This window comes from Streptococcus mitis SK564, assembly GCF_000148525.1.
GTDB classification, from domain to species: domain Bacteria; phylum Bacillota; class Bacilli; order Lactobacillales; family Streptococcaceae; genus Streptococcus; species Streptococcus mitis_H.
Window position 1 is genome coordinate 1 of record NZ_AEDU01000006.1, and the last position, 22,861, is coordinate 22,861.

The 22,861-nt window shown below is 39.0% G+C and carries 24 protein-coding genes; 18 read left to right on the forward strand and 6 right to left on the reverse strand.

All coding sequences use genetic code 11. From position 1 onward, the window contains the following. Positions 1–6 precede the first annotated feature (6 nt). The 6 genes from SMSK564_RS12405 to SMSK564_RS03695 all read left to right on the forward strand — a co-directional run bounded on the left by SMSK564_RS12405 (position 7) and on the right by SMSK564_RS03695 (position 6,273). Positions 7–2,013, forward strand: a complete 2,007-nt coding sequence (locus SMSK564_RS12405) for a choline binding protein J (protein ID WP_004236067.1) — start codon at positions 7–9, stop codon at positions 2,011–2,013. Positions 2,014–2,037: 24 nt separating this feature from the next. Further along, positions 2,038–3,012, forward strand: a complete 975-nt coding sequence (locus SMSK564_RS03675) for a PspC-like choline-binding domain-containing protein (RefSeq protein ID WP_000791275.1) — start codon at positions 2,038–2,040, stop codon at positions 3,010–3,012. Between the two features lie 16 nt (positions 3,013–3,028). Beyond that, a complete protein-coding gene (locus tag SMSK564_RS03680; RefSeq protein ID WP_000432464.1) occupies positions 3,029–3,403 on the forward strand; it encodes a hypothetical protein in 375 nt (124 codons plus the stop codon). A gap of 73 nt (positions 3,404–3,476) precedes the next feature. Then, on the forward strand, positions 3,477–3,890 hold the full coding sequence (locus SMSK564_RS03685) for a hypothetical protein (RefSeq protein WP_000669444.1): 414 nt from the start codon (positions 3,477–3,479) through the stop codon (positions 3,888–3,890). Positions 3,891–3,961: 71 nt separating this feature from the next. After that, positions 3,962–5,044: a hypothetical protein gene (locus SMSK564_RS03690; RefSeq protein ID WP_000426893.1), complete on the forward strand. Its 1,083-nt coding sequence runs from the start codon at positions 3,962–3,964 to the stop codon at positions 5,042–5,044. Between the two features lie 32 nt (positions 5,045–5,076). Further along, positions 5,077–6,273, forward strand: coding sequence for a hypothetical protein (locus SMSK564_RS03695; RefSeq protein ID WP_004249311.1), 1,197 nt, complete (start codon positions 5,077–5,079; stop codon positions 6,271–6,273). 104 nt (positions 6,274–6,377) lie between these two features. Here the strand turns inward: SMSK564_RS03695 and SMSK564_RS03700 are convergent, their stop codons facing one another. Beyond that, on the reverse strand, positions 6,378–7,286 hold the full coding sequence (locus SMSK564_RS03700; RefSeq protein ID WP_001222592.1) for a LysR family transcriptional regulator: 909 nt from the start codon (positions 7,284–7,286) through the stop codon (positions 6,378–6,380). Positions 7,287–7,349: 63 nt separating this feature from the next. On the opposite strand from SMSK564_RS03700, the gene SMSK564_RS03705 reads away from it, so the two are divergent. Together SMSK564_RS03705 and SMSK564_RS03710 are read left to right on the forward strand one after the other, a co-directional pair. Next, entirely contained in the window at positions 7,350–7,619 is a 270-nt protein-coding gene (locus SMSK564_RS03705; RefSeq protein ID WP_000522399.1) for a YqgQ family protein, read from the forward strand. Beyond that, positions 7,619–8,002 carry a rhodanese-like domain-containing protein gene (locus SMSK564_RS03710; RefSeq protein ID WP_000259257.1) on the forward strand — a complete coding sequence of 128 codons (384 nt, stop codon included), beginning with the start codon at positions 7,619–7,621 and terminating at the stop codon, positions 8,000–8,002. The genes SMSK564_RS03705 and SMSK564_RS03710 overlap by 1 nt, the downstream gene beginning before the upstream one ends. Before the next feature lie 33 nt (positions 8,003–8,035). Here the strand turns inward: SMSK564_RS03710 and SMSK564_RS03715 are convergent, their stop codons facing one another. After that, positions 8,036–8,761 (reverse strand): 16S rRNA pseudouridine(516) synthase, encoded by a 726-nt coding sequence (locus SMSK564_RS03715; protein WP_001235026.1) that lies wholly within the window; start codon positions 8,759–8,761, stop codon positions 8,036–8,038. A gap of 161 nt (positions 8,762–8,922) precedes the next feature. On the opposite strand from SMSK564_RS03715, the gene typA reads away from it, so the two are divergent. The 10 genes from typA (at position 8,923) to pyrE (ending at position 19,690) form a co-directional block, all read left to right on the forward strand. Beyond that, positions 8,923–10,764 (forward strand): translational GTPase TypA, encoded by a 1,842-nt coding sequence (typA, locus tag SMSK564_RS03720; RefSeq protein WP_000164111.1) that lies wholly within the window; start codon positions 8,923–8,925, stop codon positions 10,762–10,764. Positions 10,765–10,783: 19 nt separating this feature from the next. Further along, positions 10,784–11,038 carry a DUF3165 family protein gene (locus tag SMSK564_RS03725; protein ID WP_000262674.1) on the forward strand — a complete coding sequence of 85 codons (255 nt, stop codon included), beginning with the start codon at positions 10,784–10,786 and terminating at the stop codon, positions 11,036–11,038. A 263-nt stretch (positions 11,039–11,301) separates the two neighbouring features. Beyond that, positions 11,302–11,427 carry a hypothetical protein gene (locus tag SMSK564_RS13555; protein WP_001818081.1) on the forward strand — a complete coding sequence of 42 codons (126 nt, stop codon included), beginning with the start codon at positions 11,302–11,304 and terminating at the stop codon, positions 11,425–11,427. Positions 11,428–11,559: 132 nt separating this feature from the next. Then, positions 11,560–13,581, forward strand: coding sequence for a bacteriocin-associated integral membrane family protein (locus SMSK564_RS03730; protein WP_000732442.1), 2,022 nt, complete (start codon positions 11,560–11,562; stop codon positions 13,579–13,581). Between the two features lies 1 nt (position 13,582). Beyond that, a complete protein-coding gene (locus tag SMSK564_RS03735; RefSeq protein WP_000571295.1) occupies positions 13,583–14,224 on the forward strand; it encodes an ABC transporter ATP-binding protein in 642 nt (213 codons plus the stop codon). A gap of 209 nt (positions 14,225–14,433) precedes the next feature. Next, positions 14,434–15,786, forward strand: a complete 1,353-nt coding sequence (gene murD / locus SMSK564_RS03740) for a UDP-N-acetylmuramoyl-L-alanine--D-glutamate ligase (protein WP_000863056.1) — start codon at positions 14,434–14,436, stop codon at positions 15,784–15,786. Position 15,787: 1 nt separating this feature from the next. Beyond that, complete coding sequence (locus SMSK564_RS03745; RefSeq protein WP_000724813.1) at positions 15,788–16,846, forward strand: UDP-N-acetylglucosamine--N-acetylmuramyl-(pentapeptide) pyrophosphoryl-undecaprenol N-acetylglucosamine transferase; 1,059 nt, start codon at positions 15,788–15,790, stop codon at positions 16,844–16,846. 9 nt (positions 16,847–16,855) lie between these two features. Then, positions 16,856–18,091: a cell division protein FtsQ/DivIB gene (locus SMSK564_RS03750; protein WP_000031173.1), complete on the forward strand. Its 1,236-nt coding sequence runs from the start codon at positions 16,856–16,858 to the stop codon at positions 18,089–18,091. 232 nt (positions 18,092–18,323) lie between these two features. Next, complete coding sequence (gene pyrF, locus SMSK564_RS03755; RefSeq protein ID WP_001206740.1) at positions 18,324–19,025, forward strand: orotidine-5'-phosphate decarboxylase; 702 nt, start codon at positions 18,324–18,326, stop codon at positions 19,023–19,025. A gap of 32 nt (positions 19,026–19,057) precedes the next feature. Beyond that, positions 19,058–19,690, forward strand: a complete 633-nt coding sequence (pyrE, locus tag SMSK564_RS03760) for an orotate phosphoribosyltransferase (RefSeq protein WP_000170909.1) — start codon at positions 19,058–19,060, stop codon at positions 19,688–19,690. A gap of 175 nt (positions 19,691–19,865) precedes the next feature. Here the strand turns inward: pyrE and SMSK564_RS03765 are convergent, their stop codons facing one another. The 4 genes from SMSK564_RS03765 to SMSK564_RS03775 are packed head-to-tail and all read right to left on the reverse strand — an operon-like array spanning position 19,866 to position 22,827. Next, complete coding sequence (locus SMSK564_RS03765) at positions 19,866–20,732, reverse strand: cysteine ABC transporter substrate-binding protein (RefSeq protein ID WP_000771299.1); 867 nt, start codon at positions 20,730–20,732, stop codon at positions 19,866–19,868. A gap of 18 nt (positions 20,733–20,750) precedes the next feature. Beyond that, positions 20,751–21,509, reverse strand: a complete 759-nt coding sequence (locus tag SMSK564_RS03770; RefSeq protein WP_000004996.1) for an amino acid ABC transporter ATP-binding protein — start codon at positions 21,507–21,509, stop codon at positions 20,751–20,753. Next, entirely contained in the window at positions 21,510–22,187 is a 678-nt protein-coding gene (locus tag SMSK564_RS0101960; RefSeq protein WP_001154133.1) for an amino acid ABC transporter permease, read from the reverse strand. After that, positions 22,147–22,827, reverse strand: coding sequence for an amino acid ABC transporter permease (locus SMSK564_RS03775; protein WP_000384104.1), 681 nt, complete (start codon positions 22,825–22,827; stop codon positions 22,147–22,149). The genes SMSK564_RS0101960 and SMSK564_RS03775 overlap by 41 nt, the downstream gene beginning before the upstream one ends. Positions 22,828–22,861 lie beyond the last annotated feature (34 nt).

Consider the following 22,861-nt stretch of genomic DNA (forward strand, 5'->3'; position numbering starts at 1 on the left):
GTTTTAATGGGAATTTATCAAAATAATAAAGGAGGAGCATTTTTCACTCACTCATTCCATAATGCATTAAAAGATAAAATAATTTATAGTCAAAATGCGAAAAGCATGTTTGAAACTGTACATAGTAGTTTAGAAGATATGCGTAATAGTATAAAAAAAGCAAAAGAATATTTGTATAATGATTTAAACTATGCATATCTTCTGCAAGAATATGATAATTTTTTCATTGATTCTCAAAATGAGTATATTAGAACGAAAAAAGTAGATCCTGAAAAACAGAATAAACTAAACGCTATGGATGCTGAAATTAAAAAGTATGAAGAGATACATAATGTACCTTTAGCTAAATTTGTATTTGACAATGGCTCAAATTCAGCAACTATGGTGATAAGTCATCCTCACTTAAAAACTTTACCTGTTATTTCACCCAATCAATCATCAAGTCCATATACCAAATATGAATATTTAAAAAAAGATACTAATGGAACAGTTACATTGGCTGATGGTATTAGTACGGATAAATATAAAGCAATCATCAATAATGCTATCAACAAAGCTATTGATGATGATAAAAAAGTACGAAATATTACTCAACGGCTTATGTATTTTGAAACAATTCAATATGTAAATAATGTCTCTCGACCTTTTATTGACAAAATTTATAGAATTGAAGAATATTTAAATAAAAATCTCAAAAAAGTAAAAGATGAACTTGCTAAAATTCAAACTGCGCTTGCAAATGCTAAAGCAGAATTGGCAATAGCTTCAAGCAAATATGCTTCTGCACTTGAAGCTAAAACAGAAGCTGAAAAAGAATTGGCAAGCAAAACAGCTAGTCCACTTCAAACAGAAGTTGCTGAAAAGCACTTGCAATTGGCAAACCTTGCTTTGAAAAATGCACAAGAACGTAAAGCAACTGCTGAAACAGCTGTTGAAAACTTCTCAAGAAGCCAAGCAGAAAAAGCAACTGCTCTTGAAACAGCTAAAGCTGAACTAGCTACAGCCAAAACTGCTCAAAAAGATGCTGAAACTGCTCTTACAAATGCGCAAGCAAAATTGCAAGCAGAAGAAAACAAGTTGACTGCTCTTCAAGCTGAACAAGCAAAACTCCATGAAGAAAAAGACAAATTGGTGTCAGATGCGAAAGCAATTGCAACTGAATTGAGTGCTTATCTAAATGCAGACAAAAATCTTGCAGATGCGCAAGCAAAAGTAGCTGATTTAGAAGCAAAACTAACTCAAGAAAAATCTGCTGCAAAATTGGCACAAGACAAATTGGATGCAGTTACAGCTAAATTGAAAGCTGAACAAGCTAAACTAGCTGAAATCCAAGAAGAGTTTGATAAGTTGGTTAAGGCTGAAAGCAAGGATGACTACAATTTATCAGATTGGTATCTGGAGTATCTTGCAGGGAAACAAGCGAAGAAGAAAACAGATACAGAACTCAAGAAAGTAGAAGACTCACAAGCTGGTAACTGGATTGAATCATCTGGTCGTTGGTGGTACAAACATGCTGATGGTTCATATACAACCAACGGTTGGGAACAAATAAAGGATAAATGGTACTACTTTGATCACGCAGGTTGGATGAAAACTGGCTGGGTCAAAACTGGTAGCTCATGGTATTACTTGAACAACTCAGGTTCAATGGCTACAGGATGGGTAAAAGATAATGGTACATGGTATTACCTTAACAAGTCAGGTTTAATGGCTACAGGATGGGTAAAAGATAACGGTACATGGTATTACTTGAACAAGTCAGGATCAATAGCTACAGGTTGGATAAAAGATAACGGTACATGGTATTACTTGAATAACTCAGGCTCAATGGCTACAGGATGGGTAAAAGATAATGGTTCATGGTACTATCTTGACAAGTCAGGTGCTATGACAACAGGATGGTTTAAAGTTTCTGGTAAATGGTACTACGCCTATAGTTCAGGAGCTTTAGCAGTAAACACCACTACACCAGATGGCTATACAGTCAATACCAACGGTGAGTGGGTAGGATAAGGATGAGAAAAGGAATTTGAAATCATGAAAAATAAAAAAATATTAGTTAGTTCTTTATTAGCAGGTTCGTTGTTATCAGTGGGTCTTATGACTTCTAAACCAATGGAGGTTCATGCTTTAACAGATATGAGTGTCAAGGATACTCAAAATCCCTTGAAAATCACCTTAATACCGACAGCGGGAGGTTCTACATCAGCTACTCTTTTAGTTGACCTACAAAGAAGTTCCAACGTTAATGATAGTACTTCTCTCTATTTTGATATAGTTAATGAGAGTACTGGAACTTTGACTGAATCGCATTATTTTGGTAAATTTGATGGCAAGAATAGATTACAGTCGGGTATTAATTTACTTCTAGTAGAGGATGGCAATTATTATTTAGATATATATAGTGTAGATGATTTTGGAAAACGTTATTTTGGACGTTCAGAAATTTTTAGAATATCAGATAAGGAATACTATCCTATTAAGAAAGTAGAAGCACCCAAAGCTACTGAAGCTCCAAAACAAACCACTAGCTCTAACTCAGGTCAGACTGGTTGGTCAGGTTCTTCTTACTATAAAGCTGGTGTTAAAGTAGTCAATCAATGGATTTTTGATGTTCAGTACAATTCTTACTTCTACCTAAATGCTTCAGGTAACTTTGTTCAAAATGCTTGGTCAGGAAGTTATTACCTCAAATCAGGTGGCTACATGGCTAAGAGCGAGTGGATTTATGACAATAACTATAAATCATACTATTACTTGACAGCAGAGGGTAGCTATGCACGTAATACCTGGGCTGGAAGTTACTACCTTAAATCAGATGGTAAAATGGCCAAGAGTGAGTGGATTTATGATAGTAGCTACCAATCTTACTATTACCTAACGTCAGAAGGAAGCTATGCTCGTAACCAATGGGTAGGTGACTACTACCTCAAATCGAATGGTAAGATGGCAGTCAACGAACGTACCCCAGATGGCTACAAAGTAGATGGCTCAGGTAAGTGGGTAAAATAAGGAATTAGAGTTCAATATGGAAAATGTAATTGGTAAATTAAAAAGCTTATTTGAAACCAAACGTAAGGAGAGCATTGCAGGTTTAGTTGTAATTGCACTAGTGTTAATTTTTGGAATAAAGAAATTAACGACTGATCCCTTAGATGGAACTTATGAAATTTTAACAAAACGTGATCATTTAGTCATGGTGATTAAAGGAAATGCTGGGACCGTCACCTCTGAGGATTCAGACGGAGACAAAGAACAAAGACTAGTGAAAATTGATAAACAAAAGAAAGAATTGACAATCACAGACACTAAAGGAAGAAATTTAGGAAAAACAAAATATATGTTAAAAGATAAGGAACTTTATCTTCAAGAGCCAGATCAAACCTTTAACCGAGTAAAATAGACTACACATTAAAAGCTTACCTCAGTACCCTAAAAGTTACTGGGGTAAGAAATTGTATATAGGGAGAATATGAATGAAATTTAAAAAATTAATAACTATAGCTAGTTTAGTAGGATTGATTACTTTCTTATTGCCAGTTGTTTCATCGGGTAATCAGTTTATACCTCCATTAAGTGAACATGTTTCAGAATATTTAGATGCACCATTATGGTATTTATTTTTGATTTGGTATGGTGCATTTGTGATTACTTTTTTATTGTCTTTAGTAATTGGAAAAGGAAGGGTGCTTCAAATTATTACATCTATTATAGTTATTCTAGTAAGTTTATTTGGAATTTTTGTTCATTTTTCAATAACAAAAGAATTGGTTGGAAGATCGGATTTAGGTTTTGGAGCGATTCTATATTATGTCTGTGTTTTGATAAATATTTTTGCAGCAATAATGGTCATAAAAGGTGATAAGACTACTAGTAAACAGATTCATTAAATAACTTTCTTTCAGTAGTAGTTGGGATGAATGTGATAGTAATGGCAGGTTTTTAGTAAAATAGAAAAAAGATGGAGAATGAAGTGGAAGAAAAATCAGTATTATTAGAAAATTTATATAATCTACATAGAGGTATAGATTATATTTATCAAAAGCAAAACTATAAGATGAAGTTAGAAAATGATAGAAGGAAAGCTAAGCAAATACAAGCTCAATTACAAAATTTATTAGAAAGTAATTCATCTAACAAAATAGAGAAAATGATGAGGCAATCATTTTATGTAGTTCTGTTTGGTGCTTTGGGAAATCTAGCTAAATTTCTACTAATGTTTTGGTTTGGTGACGGTAATCTTCTTGAACTTGTTATGTATTTGGCAGCAACAGCAATTTTAATTTTTTATCTTCAAAAAAAGATACGTCGAAAAACAGAAAAATGGTTAAATATATGGACAGGGATTATTTTAGTCATGTTATTAGCTGCACCTCTTAGGATAATATTTTTTGCAATAATAGGGTTAATAAGTTTTAACTTATTTGAAGGTATATTTTTTTCAATTATAGCCTTAGGAATGCTTTATTTAACTTCTATTTTAGGTAAAATTTGGTATCCTAAATGGGTTGATTTCATTAATACGCTAATTGATGATGATAATAAACAACTCATTAAAAATTCAGGCATGAGACAGTCTGATTATGATAGACAGATTAGACATGAACAAGAAATTAAGCAAGAGCAACAGCAGTGTGAAATAGAGATGCAAGAAGCTGCAGGAGCTCTAGTGGCTTTTGGTAGTGGATGGTATCCCAAAGATTACTATTTCATAGAAGCTATAGAATTTTTTATCGGAGCTTTAGAAAATTTCAAAGCTGATAATATGAAGGAACTTGTAAATTTATATGATGAAACAAAATATAAAGAATTACAGTTGAACTATCAGAAAGAAATGCTACAGTTACAAAGGGAACAATATATTGATACTAAGAAAATGCTTCAAGCATTAAGATATAACAATTATGTTCAAACTTTGCAATTACAGCAGTTAGATGGAATCCGTAGAAATACAGAAGAAGCAGTTGATTACTTGAGAAATTTACATGTTCAAGAAAATCATTACCATACGCATAATCATTACCATCAAAATAATATTTATTGATTTATATAAGTGAAATTAAAATTAGAAATAATATGAAGAAAATTATAAACATGATGACCTGTCTGGGTTTACTTTGTGGTTTGTTTTCACTAGTGAATTCAGCCCAAGCTGACAGTACTGACAACAACCAACTATTGCCACAAATCACTGAGAAGTGGGAGAGTAAACATCTATTTGAAAATAATATTAATAGACTTGGTTACGCTTTGAAGGATATTGACAAAAATGGGACGGATGAATTATTAATCGGTTTGACCAATGGTGAAAAATGGGAACTGTTTGAAGTATATTATATGAATGGTAATACTCCCACTCCATTATTTGATAGATTTTGGGATACAAGTCTTAGAATGGGGACAGTTATTGATACCTACACAGATGGTAGTATTATGGTGTTCGAAAGTGCTCCAGGGATTATGTCATATAGATTGTTCCAACTTTCTAAAGAAAATAAGGAGGCAAGTTTAATTAAAAAAGGTGAATTTAGAGCAGGAGAAGGTGATCTAAGCGAGTTAAATCTTGATTCTAAAACAAAAATAGATACCTCAACTATTGAATATACTTCTCTAAATCTCCCGATTGTTGGAGATAATATGGATCCTAATCCCCCTATGCCCAAGCCCCTTGTTGATGCTAAAATTGGTGATGAAATTCCTCTCCCATCCGAATTAGTGGGTACTTGGATTAATAAAGAACCTAATAATGGTACTAAACCTGGTAGAGCTTCATCACTCATTTTAGGAGAAGATGGAAACTACACTGGAACCTTTAAAGATGGAGATATTAAAGGAAAATTATCTCGACTAAAAAAAGTGAGTGAGAACGGATTTATTGTCTTAAAAGAGAAAAATGACGGAGAAGCTTTCTTTTTTAGTGTAGGTTTAGGAGCAGTTTTGCTTCCTGGTGAGCGAATTGATTTTGGGCTGGTATTGGAAGGACGGAATTTATATAATGCGTCATGGTTAGTCAAAGAAGGAGAGGAAGACTATTCTAAGCCCACCATGCTCGCAACTTTTGTAAATCCAAATTATGGTCCTAAGAAAATAGAGAAAAAATCAGAGCAAGAAGTAGCGAAACAAGGAGATACAGTGCCAGAATCAACTCAAGACAGTAGTGAGGAGATAAAGCCAGAACAAAAACTATTCGGAAACATTCCAGTGTTTGCCATTGTTGCAGGAGCTGGACTCGTTCTTGTTTTAATCCTTGCTATATTTTTGTTTAAAAAATAAGATTTTATAAAATCCTTATGATTTACTATTAGATAAAAAACCTCAAGAACTAGGGTTGAAAGCTAGTTCTTGAGGTTTTTAGGTTATTCGATTTAGAGTGACTCTCAACTATCAAACTGGACTTCTTCTAGGAGATAGTCGATAAAGCGTTCACCCATCTTGGATAGGCTGGTTTTCTCATGCTGGATATAGACCAACTCAATGGGGTCATCAATGTCCAGTGGGATAGAAACGATATTGTCTCCGTTGAGGTTGCTGTTCAAAATCCCTGTTGCGATTGTGTATCCGTCCAGACCAATCAAGAGATTAAAGAGGGTGGCACGGTCACTAACCACAATGGATTTCTTGTGGTGCTCTTGAGAAAGAATCTCTTCTGAGAAGTAGAAGGAATTGTGCGTCCCCTGGTCATAGCTGAGGTAAGGGAAGTTTTCCAAATCAGATAGTTTCACCTTGTCTTTCTTTGCCAGAGGGTTGGTCTTGCTGACAAAGATATGTGGTTGCGCTGTGAAGAGATGGTGTGCCAGGAGGTGGTTGTCATCCAGCATTTTTGTTAAAACATCACGGTTGTAGCTGTTCAAAAATAGGACACCGACCTCACTACGGAAGTTCTTGACGTCGTCAATAATCTCCCAAGTCCGAGTTTCACGAAGGAAGAGCTCGTATTTCTCCATATCACTTTTCTTGAGCAGAGAAACAAAGGCATTGACCACAAAGGCATAGTGTTGAGACGAAACGCTAAAGAGTTCGCGGTGGGCGACAGGATTTTTATAGCGTTCCTCCAGAAGCTGGGTCTGCTCGACAACCTGACGGGCATAAGAGAGGAACTCCATCCCATCACGGGTCAAGGTAATACCCTTGGGATTGCGGATAAAGATTTCAATGCCCATTTCATTTTCCAAATCTCTCACAGCGTTGGAAAGACTCGGTTGAGTGATAAAGAGTTGCTTAGCTGCCTCATTCATGGAGCCGGTTTCGACGATTTTGATAATATAATGTAATTGTTGAATTCTCATGTTTTTATTGTACCACACTTGCGTCAGAATCGCCAAAGAAGATAGGAAAATCAGGAGCATTGTGTGGGTCTCTTCTTGAAAAAAAGACAAAATTTTGCTAGAATGAGTCTTATGAAAACATTCTATGATGTGCAGCAATTCCTCAAACGATTTGGTATTATTGTTTATATGGGAAAACGCTTATATGATATTGAACTGATGAAGTTGGAACTCTCTCGGATTTACGATGCAGGGTTGATGGACAAATTAGACTATCTAGAAGCAGAAGCAGTTCTTCGCAGGGAGCACAAGCTAGAATTGGATTATATTGAGAAAAATGGAGAAAAGAACTAATGGTTACTTGGATTTTGTGGGCACTTATACTAGCAATGTTGGCATGGATGGGCTTTAACTATCTTCGTATTCGCCGTGCGGCTAAAATTGTAGACAATGAGGAGTTTGAAGCCTTGATTCGTACGGGTCAATTGATTGATTTGCGCGATCCAGCAGAATTCCACAGAAAACATATCCTTGGTGCTCGCAATATTCCTTCAAGTCAGTTGAAGACTAGTCTTGCAGCCCTTCGTAAAGATAAACCTGTCCTTCTTTACGAAAATCAACGTGCGCAACGTGTGACAAATGCGGCCCTTTACTTGAAAAAACAAGGTTTTTCTGAGATTTATATCCTTTCTTATGGTTTGGATTCTTGGAAAGGGAAAGTTAAAGTTGAGAAATAAGAAAACGAGCTTGGATGTTTCCGAGCTCATTTTTTAACCACTTTTTCTGAGAAAGTCACGAATGCTTGCCAATTCTTCTGAGTTTAGGGGACGATAGTCTCCTGCTTGAAGATTCTCATCCAAGCTCCAAGGTCCAAAATGGGTGCGTTTGAGGGATGTCACCTTGACACCAACTGATAGGAACATTTTCTTGACCTGATGAAATTTTCCTTCTGAAATGGTGATGGAGGCTTGACTGAGGGAAGGACTTGCAGATAGAATCTCTAGTCTTGCAGGTTTACAGATAGTGCCATCTAAAAAGACAATTCCTTTTTGAAAGGCTTGGATATGGTCAAGTGTTAGAAGTCCATTGACCTCAACTCGATAAGTTTTATCGACATGATATTGGGGATGGAGGAGCTGAAAGCCCAAGGGACCGTTGTCGGTCAAGAGGAGGAGACCCGTCGTATCTCGGTCCAGTCGGCCGACAGCATAGAGCTTGTCAGACTGGATGTCAGGCGGAAGCAAGTCCATGACGGTTGGAAGTTCCTTGTCTTTGTTGGCTGTAACGACACCAGCAGGCTTATGAAGCATAAGATAGGTGTGCTCATAGCCTTGAATGATTTGTTCCTGAAAAAGGAGTTCCTGTAGTCCTGTATCGATATTTTGGGCTAGGGAGCGGGCTGGGCAACCATCGACGAGAATGTCCCCTTTGAGTAAGGCTTGCTTCATAGCCTTTCGGCTAACTTTTTCTTGGGCTAATAAATTATCTAAACGCATACTGTGCCTATCTTATCATAAGTCGCCTGCTTTGAAAAGGCTTGACGTGAAAAGAAAAGCAGAGTGAAAACATTTACACTTGCTTGAGTTATGTTATTTACCTGAAATTATGGTATAATCGTTCAGTTAGAAAATAAATTTTGAATATTATAGAGGAAATCATGACAAAATTAAGAGAAGATATCCGTAACATTGCGATTATCGCCCACGTTGACCACGGGAAAACAACCCTCGTTGACGAATTATTGAAACAATCAGAAACGCTTGATGCACGTACTGAATTGGCAGAGCGTGCTATGGACTCAAACGATATCGAAAAAGAGCGCGGAATTACCATCCTTGCTAAAAATACAGCCGTTGCCTACAACGGAACTCGTATCAACATCATGGATACACCAGGACACGCGGACTTCGGTGGAGAAGTTGAGCGTATCATGAAAATGGTTGACGGTGTTGTCTTGGTCGTAGATGCCTACGAAGGAACAATGCCACAGACTCGTTTCGTATTGAAAAAAGCTTTGGAACAAGACCTAGTCCCAATCGTGGTTGTCAATAAAATCGATAAACCATCAGCTCGTCCAGCAGAAGTAGTGGACGAAGTCTTGGAACTTTTCATCGAGCTTGGTGCAGATGATGACCAGCTTGATTTCCCAGTTGTGTATGCTTCAGCGATCAACGGAACTTCTTCATTGTCAGACGATCCAGCTGACCAAGAAGCGACTATGGCCCCAATCTTTGACACGATTATCGACCATATCCCAGCTCCAGTAGATAACTCAGATGAGCCTCTGCAGTTCCAAGTGTCACTTTTGGACTACAATGACTTCGTTGGACGTATTGGTATCGGTCGTGTCTTCCGTGGTACTGTTAAAGTTGGTGACCAAGTTACCCTTTCTAAACTTGATGGCACAACTAAAAACTTCCGTGTTACAAAACTCTTTGGTTTCTTTGGTTTGGAACGTCGTGAAATCCAAGAAGCAAAAGCAGGTGATTTGATTGCCGTTTCTGGTATGGAAGATATCTTTGTCGGTGAAACTATCACTCCGACAGATGCAGTTGAAGCTCTTCCAATCCTACACATCGATGAGCCAACTCTTCAAATGACTTTCTTGGTTAACAACTCACCATTTGCTGGTAAAGAAGGTAAATGGGTAACTTCTCGTAAGGTAGAAGAACGCTTGCAGGCAGAATTGCAAACAGACGTTTCCCTTCGTGTTGACCCAACTGATTCACCAGATAAATGGACTGTTTCAGGACGTGGAGAATTGCACTTGTCAATCCTTATCGAAACAATGCGTCGTGAGGGATATGAACTTCAAGTATCTCGTCCAGAGGTTATCGTAAAAGAAATCGACGGTGTTAAATGTGAACCATTTGAACGTGTTCAAATCGACACACCAGAAGAATACCAAGGGTCTGTTATCCAAAGCCTTTCTGAACGTAAGGGTGAAATGTTGGATATGATTTCAACTGGTAATGGTCAAACTCGTTTGGTCTTCCTTGTTCCAGCGCGTGGGTTGATTGGATACTCAACTGAGTTCTTGTCAATGACTCGTGGTTACGGTATCATGAACCATACCTTCGACCAATACTTGCCATTGATTCCAGGTGAAATTGGTGGTCGTCACCGTGGTGCTCTTGTTTCTATCGATGCTGGTAAGGCTACAACTTACTCAATCATGTCTATCGAAGAACGTGGAACAATCTTTGTTAACCCAGGTACTGAGGTTTATGAAGGAATGATCATCGGTGAAAACTCTCGTGAAAACGACTTGACAGTTAACATCACTAAGGCTAAACAAATGACCAACGTCCGTTCAGCTACTAAGGACCAAACAGCTGTTATCAAGACACCTCGTATCTTGACACTTGAAGAGTCTCTTGAGTTCTTGAACGACGATGAGTACATGGAAGTAACGCCTGAGTCTATCCGTTTGCGTAAACAAATCCTTAACAAGGCAGAGCGTGAGAAAGCTAACAAGAAGAAAAAATCAGCTGAATAAGAGCTAGAAAGAGATAAAGATGGTTTATTTAATCATAGGACTCCTCTTATTACTACTCTATGTATTTGCGACACCACAAAGCATTAAAGGGACAGTTAATATCGTCCTTGTCGTCTTTGCTTTCGTAGCACTCTTGATTTTACTGATGTTGTCAGTTCTGCAAATCTTTCAGCTACCGACAGAATTTTTTATCGCAATCGCCATGCTCTTCCTAGCATACTTTAGCTTGCGAGATATTACCCTCATGTCGGTCCATAAAAGTAAAAGAAGATAAAAAGAGAGTTTTGGCTCTCTTTTTTTGTAGAAATTTTACAATAGTTTGAATTGCCTTTTACTATAACATCATCTCTTTTGCTTGTAAAGTATAAAGGCGGAAACTGGAATAAAATCCGCTAATGTCATCTATTTTTTAGGAAATTGTAAAACTTCATTACTAATGATATCTTAGTAAAATATGTTGATAGATTATATAAAAAGTGATATACTTAAGTAAAAAGAAATCGATTTCAAAACAAGAAAGGATTAAATTTATACTCAATGAAAATCAAAGAGCAAACTAGGAAACTAGCCGCAGGTTGCTCAAAGCACTGCTTTGAGGTTGTAGATAAGACTGACGAAGTCAGTTACATATATCTACGGCAAGGCGACGTTGACGCGGTTTGAAGAGATTTTTGAAGAGTATTGTTGTCTTGGTGCTCAGGGTGTGATTGATTAAACTAGGAAAATAAGTCTAAGAATTTATAAAAGATAAAATCTTTGTTATATAGGGTTATTCTCTTATACAAGGAGTCTACTATGAAGAAACTATTCATATTATTATCAACTTTTTTTCTCAGCTTCTTCCTTGCTTGGATTATTGTCTTACGTGCTCCACAATATTTATATGCAAGCTATGATTCCGTTACTTTACTTCGTGTCAAAAAAGATACTCAGGAACCGACGCGTGAGATATTTGAACAGGAATTGGAGAATTTTGCAAACTCAGAACAGAGTTTAATAGCTAGAAGAATTGTAGAGCCGAGTAAGGATGGGACGACTCACTTTACTTATGCAACTTATGGTCAGGGAACTTTACCAAAAGAATTCCAAGAAGCTAGTCAAGAAAGTCGTGAACGTAGTGATCCACTAAATAGTTATCTCCTTTTGTCAGGCTCCTTGACAAAAGAAAAGCTAGCTGATAAATTAGGGGATTTGGGTTATAAAGCAATTGCTGACCGAAAGACACCTCCCTATTCTCTTGCTTTTCGAATGTTACTAAATCCCCTTATTTTAATTAGTTTAGCAATATTTGGCTTATCTTTCTTTGCTTTAGTGATTATCACTCGGATTAAGGAAATGAGAGCAGCAGGTATAAAACTCTTTTCTGGTCAGACTCTCTTATCCATCATGGGGCATTCTTTATCGACTGATATCAAGTGGCTCCTTCTATCAGCCCTCCTTTCCTTCCTAGGTGGGGGAGTCGTTCTTTTTAGTCAAGGCTTGTTTTATCCTATCTTGTTAGCCACCTATGGTTTTGGGATTAGTTTCTATCTGTTGTTTTTATTGGTGATTTCAATTTTACTAATGCTTCTTTATCTAATGAGTTTGAGTTACAAAGCATTAGTTCCCGTTATTAAGGGAAGATTACCCCTTAAACGCCTGATGATTTTAACCCTATTGTGTCAGTTAGTAGCTGTTTTTACAGTGGGCTACGCTGTTAAGACAGGCTTGACGTCTTACCAACGATTGAAAGAACTTGAAATTTCAAAACAAGCATGGCAGGATAGAGCAGATTATTATCAAATTTCTTTTGGCTTAGGTGATAGAGGAAAAGATACAGAAAATCTGAATAAGTGGTATGAATTTTCCAAAGAAGCAGTTGAAAAAGAACAGGCTCTATTTGTAAAAGATAATCTCATTCATTTTGCAAATCCTCAAGGAAAAAATGAAAAAGAGGAAACACTGGATACCTATAGTCCAGATGCTAATGTTCTCTATATAAGCCCAAGTTATTTGGACAAGGAAAATGTTACTGTAAATGATGAGACTAGACAGAAACTAGCTCATCTTCAAAAAGGAGAATTTGGACTCTTATTACCAGAATCTCTTCGTTCACAGGAAGCAGAACTTAAGAAAGCTTTTGAAGAGAGTTTGAACTATTACGGAAAATCAAGCGAGGATAAAAACGCTCCTTTAGAGTATGAAATGAGAGCGATTGTTAGCTATCTTCCAACTGGAGAAAAGCGATTTATTTATAATAACGGTGAAAGTCCAGTATCCATTCAGTACTTAACCGATCCGATTTTAGTTGTGTTCACTCCTACATCTACAGGTGATAGTATCATTTCCAAATCTATTTGGTCTATCAATGCTGGAAAACAACTCTTTATCAAAGGATATGAGAGTGGGCTAGAACTCTTAAAGAAAGCTGGAATTTATGAGCAAGTATCCTATCTTAAAGAAGGAAGAAGTGTTTATCTAACTCGTTATAATGAAGTTCAAACTGAAACAGCAACTTTAATCCTAGGAGCTATTGTTGGAATAGCTAGTTCCTTGTTACTCTTTTATTCTGTCAATCTTCTATATTTCGAGCAATTCCGCCGAGATATCTTGATTAAACGAATTTCAGGTTTACGATTTTTTGAAACACATGCTCAGTATATGGTTAGTCAATTTGCCAGTTTTGTATTTGGTGCTAGTTTCTTTATTTTAAGCAGTCGAGACTTGGTGATTGGCTTGCTCACTTTATTAGTCTTTCTAGCTAGTGCAGTTTTGACGCTTTACCGTCAAGCTCATAAAGAATCTCGTGTTTCTATGACAATTATGAAAGGAAAATAGGATGATTGAACTAAAGAATATATCTAAAAAATTTGGAAGCCGTCAGCTATTTTCAGATACGAATCTTCATTTTGAAGGTGGGAAAATTTATTCCTTAATCGGTACAAGTGGCTGTGGTAAGACAACACTCTTGAATATGATTGGACGATTAGAGCCATATGACAAAGGGCAAATCATCTATGATGGTACCTCTCTTAAGGACATCAAGCCTTCTGTTTTCTTTAGAGATTACTTAGGATACTTATTTCAAGATTTTGGCTTAATTGAAAGTCAAACCGTCAAAGAGAATCTCAATCTGGGTTTAGTTGGTAAAAAGTTGAAAGAAAAAGAGAAAATCTCTTTGATGAAACAAGCTCTAAACCGTGTAAACCTCTCTTATTTAGATTTAAAGCAACCTATCTTTGAATTATCAGGAGGAGAAGCACAACGTGTTGCACTAGCGAAGATAATTTTAAAGGATCCACCTTTGATTCTCGCAGATGAACCAACCGCTTCCTTAGACCCCAAAAACTCTGAGGAATTACTTTCTATCCTAGAATCTCTAAAAAATCCGAATCGAACTATTATTATTGCGACCCACAATCCTCTGATTTGGGAGCAAGTGGACCAAGTTATTCGAGTTACCGATTTATCACATAGATGATATGGTAAGATTCATACTCAATGAAAATCAAAAAGCAAACTAGGAAGCTAGCCGCAGGCTGTACTTGAGTACGGCAAGGCGAAGCTGACGTGGTTTGAATTTGATTTTCGAAGAGTATCAGTTAGAAGAAAGAGTCACAAACACACTTTGTGGCTTTTTTATTTTCATAAAAATGGTAAAATAGTAGGAGTAGAAATGGAGTTTGAGACATGAAAGTAATCGATCAATTTAAAAATAAGAAAGTTCTTGTTTTAGGTTTGGCTAAGTCTGGTGAGTCTGCGGCCCGTTTGTTGGACAAGCTAGGAGCTATTGTGACGGTAAATGACGGGAAACCTTTTGAGGACAATCCAGCTGCGCAAAGTTTGCTGGAAGAAGGAATCAAGGTTATCACAGGTGGCCATCCTTTGGAACTCTTGGATGAAGAGTTTGCCCTTATGGTAAAAAATCCAGGCATTCCCTACAGCAATCCCATGATTGAAAAGGCATTGTCAAAGGGTATTCCTGTCTTGACCGAGGTAGAATTGGCTTACTTGATTTCAGAAGCACCGATTGTTGGTATTACTGGTTCTAATGGAAAAACGACCACAACGACCATGATTGGGGAAGTTTTGACTGCTGCTGGACAACATGGTCTTTTATCAGGAAATATCGGCTATCCAGCTAGTCAAGTGGCACAAACTGCGTCAGACAAGGACACGCTTGTCATGGAACTTTCTTCTTTCCAACTCATGGGCGTCCAAGAATTCCATCCTGAGATTGCGGTTATTACCAACCTCATGCCAACTCATATCGACTACCATGGATCATTTGAGGAATATGTAGCAGCCAAGTGGAATATCCAGAACAAGATGACAGCAGCTGATTTCCTTGTCTTGAACTTTAACCAAGATTTGGCAAAAGAATTGGCTAGCAAAACACAAGCTACCGTTGTACCATTTTCAACACAGGAAAAGGTTGATGGAGCTTATCTGGAAGATGGTCAACTCTACTTCCGTGGGGAAGTGGTCATGGCAGCGAATGAAATCGGAGTTCCAGGTAGCCACAATGTAGAAAATGCCCTTGCGACGATTGCTGTAGCCAAGCTTCGTGGTGTGGATAACCAAACCATCAAAGAAACTCTTTCAGCCTTTGGTGGTGTCAAACACCGTCTCCAATTTGTGGATGAAATCAAGGGTGTCAAATTCTATAATGATAGCAAGTCAACCAATATCTTGGCTACTCAAAAAGCCTTATCAGGATTTGACAACAGCAAGGTGATCTTGATTGCAGGTGGTTTGGACCGTGGTAATGAGTTTGACGAATTGGTACCAGACATTACTGGACTCAAGAAGATGGTCATCCTTGGTCAGTCTGCCGAACGTGTCAAACGGGCAGCAGATAAGGCTGATGTGTCTTATGTGGATGCGACTGATATTGCAGATGCGACCCGCAAGGCCTATGAACTTGCGACTCAAGGAGACGTGGTTCTTCTCAGTCCTGCCAATGCCAGCTGGGATATGTATGCTAACTTTGAAGTACGTGGCGACCTCTTTATCGACACAGTAGCGGAGTTAAAGGAATAATATGAAAAAAATTGTCTTTACAGGTGGGGGGACGGTGGGACACGTTACCCTCAATCTTTTGTTAATGCCCAAGTTCATCGAAGATGGTTGGGAAGTCCACTATATCGGGGACAAGCGTGGTATTGAACATCAAGAAATCCTCAAGTCAGGCTTGGATGTCACTTTCCACTCCATTGCGACTGGGAAATTGCGTCGCTATTTCTCTTGGCAAAATATGCTGGACATCTTCAAAGTTGGCTGGGGAATCGTCCAATCTCTCTTTATCATGTTGCGACTTCGTCCACAAGCTCTTTTTTCAAAGGGAGGCTTTGTTTCAGTACCGCCTGTTATCGCAGCGCGTGTTTCAGGAGTTCCTGTCTTTATTCACGAATCTGACCTGTCTATGGGCTTGGCCAATAAAATCGCCTATAAATTTGCGACGAAGATGTATTCAACCTTTGAGCAAGCTTCAAGTTTGTCTAAGGTCGAGCATGTGGGAGCAGTGACCAAGGTTTCAGACCAAAAAGGTCCAGAACCAGATGAATTGGTAGATATTCAAACCCACTTTAATCCTAAATTGCCAACTGTATTGTTTGTTGGCGGTTCTGCAGGTGCTCGTGTCTTTAACCAATTGGTGACAGACCATAAGAAAGAACTGACAGAGCGCTACAATATTATCAACCTAACTGGAGATTCTAGCCTGAACGAGTTGAGCCAAAATCTTTTTCGTGTTGACTATGTGACCAATCTCTATCAACCCTTGATGGAATTGGCTGATATTGTTGTGACACGTGGTGGCGCCAATACGATTTTTGAGCTCTTGGCCATGGCAAAATTGCATGTTATTGTGCCGCTTGGTCGTGAAGCTAGTCGTGGTGACCAGATTGAAAATGCAGCCTACTTTGTAAAAAAAGGCTATGCAGAAGAGCTTCAAGAAAGCGATTTGACCTTGGACAGTTTAGAAGAGAAGCTTTCTCACTTACTAAGTCACAAGGAAGATTATCAAGCTAAGATGAAGGCTTCTAAGGAATTGAAATCTCTAGCAGATTTTTATCAACTATTGAAAAACGATTTATCATAAGGAAAGTAAATGTCAAAAGATAAGAAAAATGAGGGTAAAGAAATCCTCGAAGAATTTAAAGAGTTATCAGAATGGCAGAAACGGAACCAAGAATATCTAAAAAAGAAGGCTGAAGAAGAGGCAGCCCTAGCTGAGAAGAAGGAAAAGGAAAGACAAGCTCGAATGGGAGAAGAATCTGAGAAGTCAGAGGACCAGGAGAGTGACACAGACCAGGGAGATGAAGAATCAACTAAGGAGGAGTCTGAGGAAAAAGTAGCATCCTCAGAGGGTGACAAAGAGGAAGAAGAGAAAGAAGAATCAGGGTCTAAAGAGGACGAGGAACAGGATAAAAAGCTTGCTAAAAAGGCTACAAAAGAAAAACCAGCCAAAGCAAAGATTCCTGGCCTTCATATCTTACGAGCCTTAACGATTTTATTTCCAAGTCTGCTTTTATTGATTGTCTCTGCCTACTTACTCAGTCCTTATGCGACCATGAAGGATATTCGTGTTGAGGGAACGGTGCAAACTACGGCTGATGATATTCGACAGGCTTCAGGCATTCAGGATACGGATTATACGATTAACCTTCTGCTAGACAAGGCAAAATATGAAGAGCGGATCAAGTCTAATTATTGGGTGGAATCAGCTCAGCTTGTTTATCAATTTCCAACCAAGTTCACTATCAAGGTCAAGGAATATGATATTGTGGCTTACTATATTTCTGGTGAAAATCATTATCCTATTCTTTCCAGTGGTCAGCTTGAGACCAGTGCTGTGAGTTTGGTCAGTCTACCAGAAACTTATTTATCAGTTCTCTTTAATGATAGTGAACAAATCAAGGCTTTTGTCTCAGAACTTGCTCAAATTAGCCCAGAACTCAAGGCTGCTATCCAAAAGGTGGAATTAGCCCCAAGTAAGGTGACTTCAGATTTAATTCGATTGACCATGAATGATTCGGACGAAGTCTTGGTTCCACTTTCTGAAATGAGTAAGAAATTGCCTTATTACAGTAAGATTAAGCCTCAATTGTCAGAACCAAGTGTGGTCGATATGGAAGCTGGAATCTACAGCTACACTGTGGCGGATAAATTAATTATGGAAGCAGAAGAAAAAGCCAAAAAAGAGGCTGAAGAAGCTGAGAAGAAACAGAAAGAGGAAGAGAAGAAAAGACTGGAAGAACAGCAGAAAAAATTGGAAGAAGAGAAGAAAAAACTGGAGGAAGAAAGCAATCGAAATCAAACAAGTCAGCGTTCACCGCGTCGCTAGGTTTACCTTTTTTCCTATAGCTCTTTAGTTGCCATGTTTTTACTTGACAAGTGCTAGTAGAAATAATAGAATAGTAAAAAACCTTTAAAGCAGTCCAGAGAGGCAGCTAAGGTTAGACGGTGAAAGGGTGGAGACTACCCATTTTTCGTGGAACCTTGCTGTTGGCAGGTTCCTTTTTTCGTGGCTTCTTGTGGCCAGACTCTCTCACTAGCAAAGGTAAAAGGAGAAACCTATGCGAGAACATCGTCCAGTCATTGCTCTTGATTTTCCTAGTTTTGAGGCGGTCAAGGAATTTTTAGCTCTTTTTCCAGAGGAAGAAAGCCTTTATCTAAAGGTAGGGATGGAGCTTTATTACGCAACGGGGCCTGAGATTGTGTCTTACTTGAAAGATCTGGGTCACAGTGTCTTTTTGGATCTCAAGTTGCATGACATTCCCAATACAGTCAAATCAGCTATGAAGGTCCTATCTCAGCTTGGTGTGGATATGACCAATGTTCATGCTGCTGGGGGTGTAGAGATGATGAAGGCTGCTCGTGAAGGTCTTGGTAGTCAAGCCAAATTGATAGCTGTCACTCAGCTCACATCAACATCAGAAGCCCAGATGCAGGATTTTCAAAATATCCAAACTAGCCTGCAAGAGTCTGTGATACATTATGCCAAGAAGACAGCCGAAGTGGGATTAGATGGTGTTGTTTGTTCAGCTCAGGAAGTGCAAGTCATCAAGCAGGCTACCAATCCAGATTTTATCTGTCTGACACCGGGTATTCGTCCAGCAGGAGCTGCAGTTGGAGACCAAAAACGCGTGATGACGCCAGCGGATGCTTATCAAATCGGTAGTGACTATATCGTGGTGGGACGTCCCATTACTCAAGCTGAGGATCCTGTTGTAGCTTATCATGCTATCAAGGATGAATGGACACAGAACTGGAATTAAAGAATAGATTATAAAAATAAAAGGAGAATATCATGACACTTGCTAAAGATATCGCTAGCCACCTCTTGAAAATTCAAGCCGTTTACCTCAAACCAGAGGAGCCTTTCACTTGGGCATCTGGTATCAAGTCACCCATTTATACGGATAACCGTGTTACCCTTGCCTATCCAGAAACTCGTACTCTCATTGAAAATGGCTTTGTGGAAGCTATCAAAGAAGCCTTTCCAGATGTAGAAGTGATTGCAGGAACTGCGACAGCTGGGATTCCACACGGAGCTATCATTGCTGATAAGATGAACTTGCCATTTGCCTACATCCGTAGCAAACCAAAAGACCACGGAGCAGGTAATCAAATCGAAGGCCGTGTAGCTCAAGGTCAAAAAATGGTAGTGGTTGAAGACCTCATTTCAACAGGTGGTTCTGTTCTCGAGGCCGTGGCAGCAGCCAAGCGAGAAGGAGCAGATGTTCTTGGAGTTGTAGCGATTTTCAGCTACCAATTGCCAAAAGCAGATAAGAACTTCTCAGATGCAGGTGTCAAACTTGTGACGCTTTCTAACTACAGTGAACTCATCCATCTAGCCCAAGAAGAAGGCTATATCACCCCAGAAGGCTTGGGTCTTCTAAAACGATTTAAAGAAGACCAAGAGAATTGGCAAAATGCCTAAAATATAGAAAATCAGGTAGTCACTAGGATTACCTGATTTCTTTTTGTGATTTCATTGGATGTTATACTCAATGAAAATCAAAGAGCAAACTAGGAAGCTAGCCGCAGGTTGCTCAAAGCACTGCTTTGAGGTTGTAGATAAAGCTGACGCGGTTTGAAGAGATTTTCGAAGAGTATTAGTCAACTTTTCCACCTTCAACAACCAGATCATCTGCTTTAGCAGCGTCACCGTAGGTTGGGTGAAGTGTTTTTTCATAGGCTTTGTGGAAGAAGTTTCCCTTACCTAATTTTTCAATATCTTTATTGATGAAGTCTAGCAGTTCTTGGTTGCCTTTTTGAACTGCTGCCGCAATGGTATCTGGATTACCGAGGGAAGTAATTCCTACTTCAAATCCTTTATTTTCAAGTGCCCAAGCTAGGACTTCCGTATTGTCAGTTGAAAAGGCATCTCCACGTCCGTCAAGAAGGGCTTGGTAAGAGTCACTGTATTGGTCGTATTTTTGGAGTTTTACTTCTGGGTGATTTTTCTCAAAATAAGTCTCAGCAGTCGTTCCTTTTGTGACAATTAAGGTTTTACCTTCAAGTTGTTTGACGTCTGTAATGAGACCAGTCTTAGGCGATACGACTCCAAGTGAAACTTTCATGTATGGAAGGGCAAAATCAACTTGTTTCTTGCGTTCGTCAGTCACCGTAAAGTTGGCAAGAGTAATATCTACCTTGTTTGAAATCAAGTATTCAGCACGGTTGGCAGCATCGACTGAAACATATTTAACGTTGACACCCAAGTCTTGTGCAAGTTGGTTCCCAAGTTCGATATCGTAACCTTGGTAAGAACCGTCATTGTCAACGTAACCAAACGGTTTTTTATCTCCAAATACGGCGATTCGTAGCTCACCGCTTTTTTTGATTTCATCGATTGTGCGAGCCTTGGCAGTAGTTTTGCCAGACGATGCACCACCATTTCCACCTGAGCTACAAGCTGTGACAAAGATAAGGGCGAAGGCAAGTGCCAAAACAGTTAAGAGTGGTTTAAGTAGTTTCATAATAATCTCCTTTATTGATTATAGATATGATCCAAACTGGCTAAAGTCAAAGACGTTTAAAAATTCCTGTGCTCGTTTGGTTTGCGGATTGGTAAAGAAGGCTTGAGCCGTTCCTTCTTCAGCGATTTTCCCTTGGTCTAGGAAGATAATCCGATCGGCAATAGCTTGAGCAAACTGCATTTCATGGGTTACTAAAATCATGGTGCGACCTTCTTGAGCCAAGTCATTGATGAGTTCTAGAACCTCACGCACCATTTCTGGATCCAGCGAAGCAGTCACTTCGTCAAAAAGGATGATTTCTGGATGCATGAGGAGGGCACGGACAATTGCAACCCGTTGCTTCTGTCCACCAGATAATTGACGGGCAAAGCTATGTTGTTTGTCTAGCAAACCAATACGTTCCAGTAGTTTCAGAGCTTCTTCCGTTACTTCATTCTTGTCTTTCCCTTGAGCCTTGATAGGGCCTAGGATGAGGTTTTGAAGGACATCAAGATGGGGAAAGAGTTCATAGCTTTGAAAGACCATGCCAATCTTTTGGCGAACGAGGTGAAAGTCTTTCTGATTGCTAATAATGGACTGGCCATCCAGCAGGATATCTCCTCCTTGAATACTTTCTAAACCATTGAGACAGCGAAGTAGCGTGCTTTTACCACAACCAGATGGTCCTAGGATGACGATAACTTCCCCCTTTTTAATATCTAAAGAAAGTCCTTGGAGGATAGGATTGTCTCCGAAGGATTTTTTTAGTTCCTTGATTTCTAAAATAGTTTCAGACATTTAGTTCCTCCAATGTTTTTCTAAGTGAGTGGATAGTTTGGAAATAGGAAAGCAGACTGCGAAATACAAGACCAGAATGGTTCCATAAATCCAGAAGGAAGCGGTTGGGATGGTCAGGCGATTGCTGTCGATGATTTGTTGTCCAACCTTGGTAACTTCAACAACCCCAATCAGGACAACCAAGGAAGTCGTTTTAATCATCCGAGTGACAAGATTAATGGCCTGCGGTAGCAGTCTTCTCAAAACCTGTGGGATGATGATGTGGTAGTAAAGTTGAACATTGGTCAAACCTAGCGCCTGTCCACTTTCAAACTGATGCTTAGGGAGGGAAGTGATAGCTCCACGTACCAAGTCCCCCATTTCAGCTGTTCCCCAGAGGGTGAAAACGATAATAGCTGAAGTCTCACCTGAGATATTGATATTAAAGTTTCGAGCTAAGCCAAAGTAAACGATGAAGAGCAATACCAGCTGGGGCATGATACGGATGAATTCTAAATACAATCGTGTTAAAAATCGTACGATTCTAGAATGGGAGGTCATAATGATTCCCATGACTGTTCCGAACATTATGGATAAGAGGACAGACAGAATGGATATGCCAATCGTAACGCCCAATCCCTGTAAGATTCTCAGGAGATTATTTCCCTGAAAGAGTACTTGGATTCCCGAATCCTGCATGGCGGAGCCTCCTTTCTATCCAGCTAAAGACCAGTGAGATGGGTAGAAGCATGATCAGATAAGCAACTACCAACATAGCAAGCGCAATGTCTGTCTCATAGTAGAGCCCAATCAAGTCCTTGGCGACATACATGAGATCGGCCAAAGCCACTGCTGAGAAAACAGAGGTTTCCTTGATCAGGAAAATGACATTGGCACTAAAAGAGGGGAGTGCCACCGCTGTTGCTTGCGGAAGAACCACATAGCGAAAGACCTGTATAGGTGTCAGACCGATAGCTAATCCAATCTCCTGCTGGGTTTGACTGACGGCTTCCAGCCCACTTCGGAAAGATTCTGCCATATAGGAGCCTCCTAAAAAGACCAGTCCTAAAGTGGCACAGACTTCTGAAGATAGGACAATCCCTACTCTAGGAAGACCGAAGTAGAGAAAGAAGAGTTGAATCAAAAGGGGCGTATTGCGTGACAATTCAATATAGGCTGTCGCTACTTGCGCCAAAACAGGGATTTGATAGTGTCGGATGATACTAACGATTAAGCCGAGCAGAAAGGATCCCAGAATCCCCCAAACTGCAATATGCAAGGTCAGAAGAAATGCCTTTTGATATAGTGGTAGATATTGTTCAACAATGGACCAATCCAAAAATAGAACCTCCCATCTAGAAATAATACAGTTA

Coding starts and splice junctions, on each gene's coding strand:
- SMSK564_RS12405 (WP_004236067.1), top strand. CDS start 7: ATGGGAATTTATCAAAATAATAAAGGAGGAGCATTTTTCACTCACTCA.
- SMSK564_RS03675 (WP_000791275.1), top strand. CDS start 2,038: ATGAAAAATAAAAAAATATTAGTTAGTTCTTTATTAGCAGGTTCGTTG.
- SMSK564_RS03680 (WP_000432464.1), top strand. CDS start 3,029: ATGGAAAATGTAATTGGTAAATTAAAAAGCTTATTTGAAACCAAACGT.
- SMSK564_RS03685 (WP_000669444.1), top strand. CDS start 3,477: ATGAAATTTAAAAAATTAATAACTATAGCTAGTTTAGTAGGATTGATT.
- SMSK564_RS03690 (WP_000426893.1), top strand. CDS start 3,962: ATGGAGAATGAAGTGGAAGAAAAATCAGTATTATTAGAAAATTTATAT.
- SMSK564_RS03695 (WP_004249311.1), top strand. CDS start 5,077: ATGAAGAAAATTATAAACATGATGACCTGTCTGGGTTTACTTTGTGGT.
- SMSK564_RS03700 (WP_001222592.1), bottom strand. CDS start 7,286: ATGAGAATTCAACAATTACATTATATTATCAAAATCGTCGAAACCGGC.
- SMSK564_RS03710 (WP_000259257.1), top strand. CDS start 7,619: ATGGTTACTTGGATTTTGTGGGCACTTATACTAGCAATGTTGGCATGG.
- SMSK564_RS03715 (WP_001235026.1), bottom strand. CDS start 8,761: ATGCGTTTAGATAATTTATTAGCCCAAGAAAAAGTTAGCCGAAAGGCT.
- typA (WP_000164111.1), top strand. CDS start 8,923: ATGACAAAATTAAGAGAAGATATCCGTAACATTGCGATTATCGCCCAC.
- SMSK564_RS03725 (WP_000262674.1), top strand. CDS start 10,784: ATGGTTTATTTAATCATAGGACTCCTCTTATTACTACTCTATGTATTT.
- SMSK564_RS13555 (WP_001818081.1), top strand. CDS start 11,302: ATGAAAATCAAAGAGCAAACTAGGAAACTAGCCGCAGGTTGCTCAAAG.
- SMSK564_RS03730 (WP_000732442.1), top strand. CDS start 11,560: ATGAAGAAACTATTCATATTATTATCAACTTTTTTTCTCAGCTTCTTC.
- SMSK564_RS03735 (WP_000571295.1), top strand. CDS start 13,583: ATGATTGAACTAAAGAATATATCTAAAAAATTTGGAAGCCGTCAGCTA.
- murD (WP_000863056.1), top strand. CDS start 14,434: ATGAAAGTAATCGATCAATTTAAAAATAAGAAAGTTCTTGTTTTAGGT.
- SMSK564_RS03745 (WP_000724813.1), top strand. CDS start 15,788: ATGAAAAAAATTGTCTTTACAGGTGGGGGGACGGTGGGACACGTTACC.
- SMSK564_RS03750 (WP_000031173.1), top strand. CDS start 16,856: ATGTCAAAAGATAAGAAAAATGAGGGTAAAGAAATCCTCGAAGAATTT.
- pyrF (WP_001206740.1), top strand. CDS start 18,324: ATGCGAGAACATCGTCCAGTCATTGCTCTTGATTTTCCTAGTTTTGAG.
- pyrE (WP_000170909.1), top strand. CDS start 19,058: ATGACACTTGCTAAAGATATCGCTAGCCACCTCTTGAAAATTCAAGCC.
- SMSK564_RS03765 (WP_000771299.1), bottom strand. CDS start 20,732: ATGAAACTACTTAAACCACTCTTAACTGTTTTGGCACTTGCCTTCGCC.
- SMSK564_RS03770 (WP_000004996.1), bottom strand. CDS start 21,509: ATGTCTGAAACTATTTTAGAAATCAAGGAACTAAAAAAATCCTTCGGA.
- SMSK564_RS0101960 (WP_001154133.1), bottom strand. CDS start 22,187: ATGCAGGATTCGGGAATCCAAGTACTCTTTCAGGGAAATAATCTCCTG.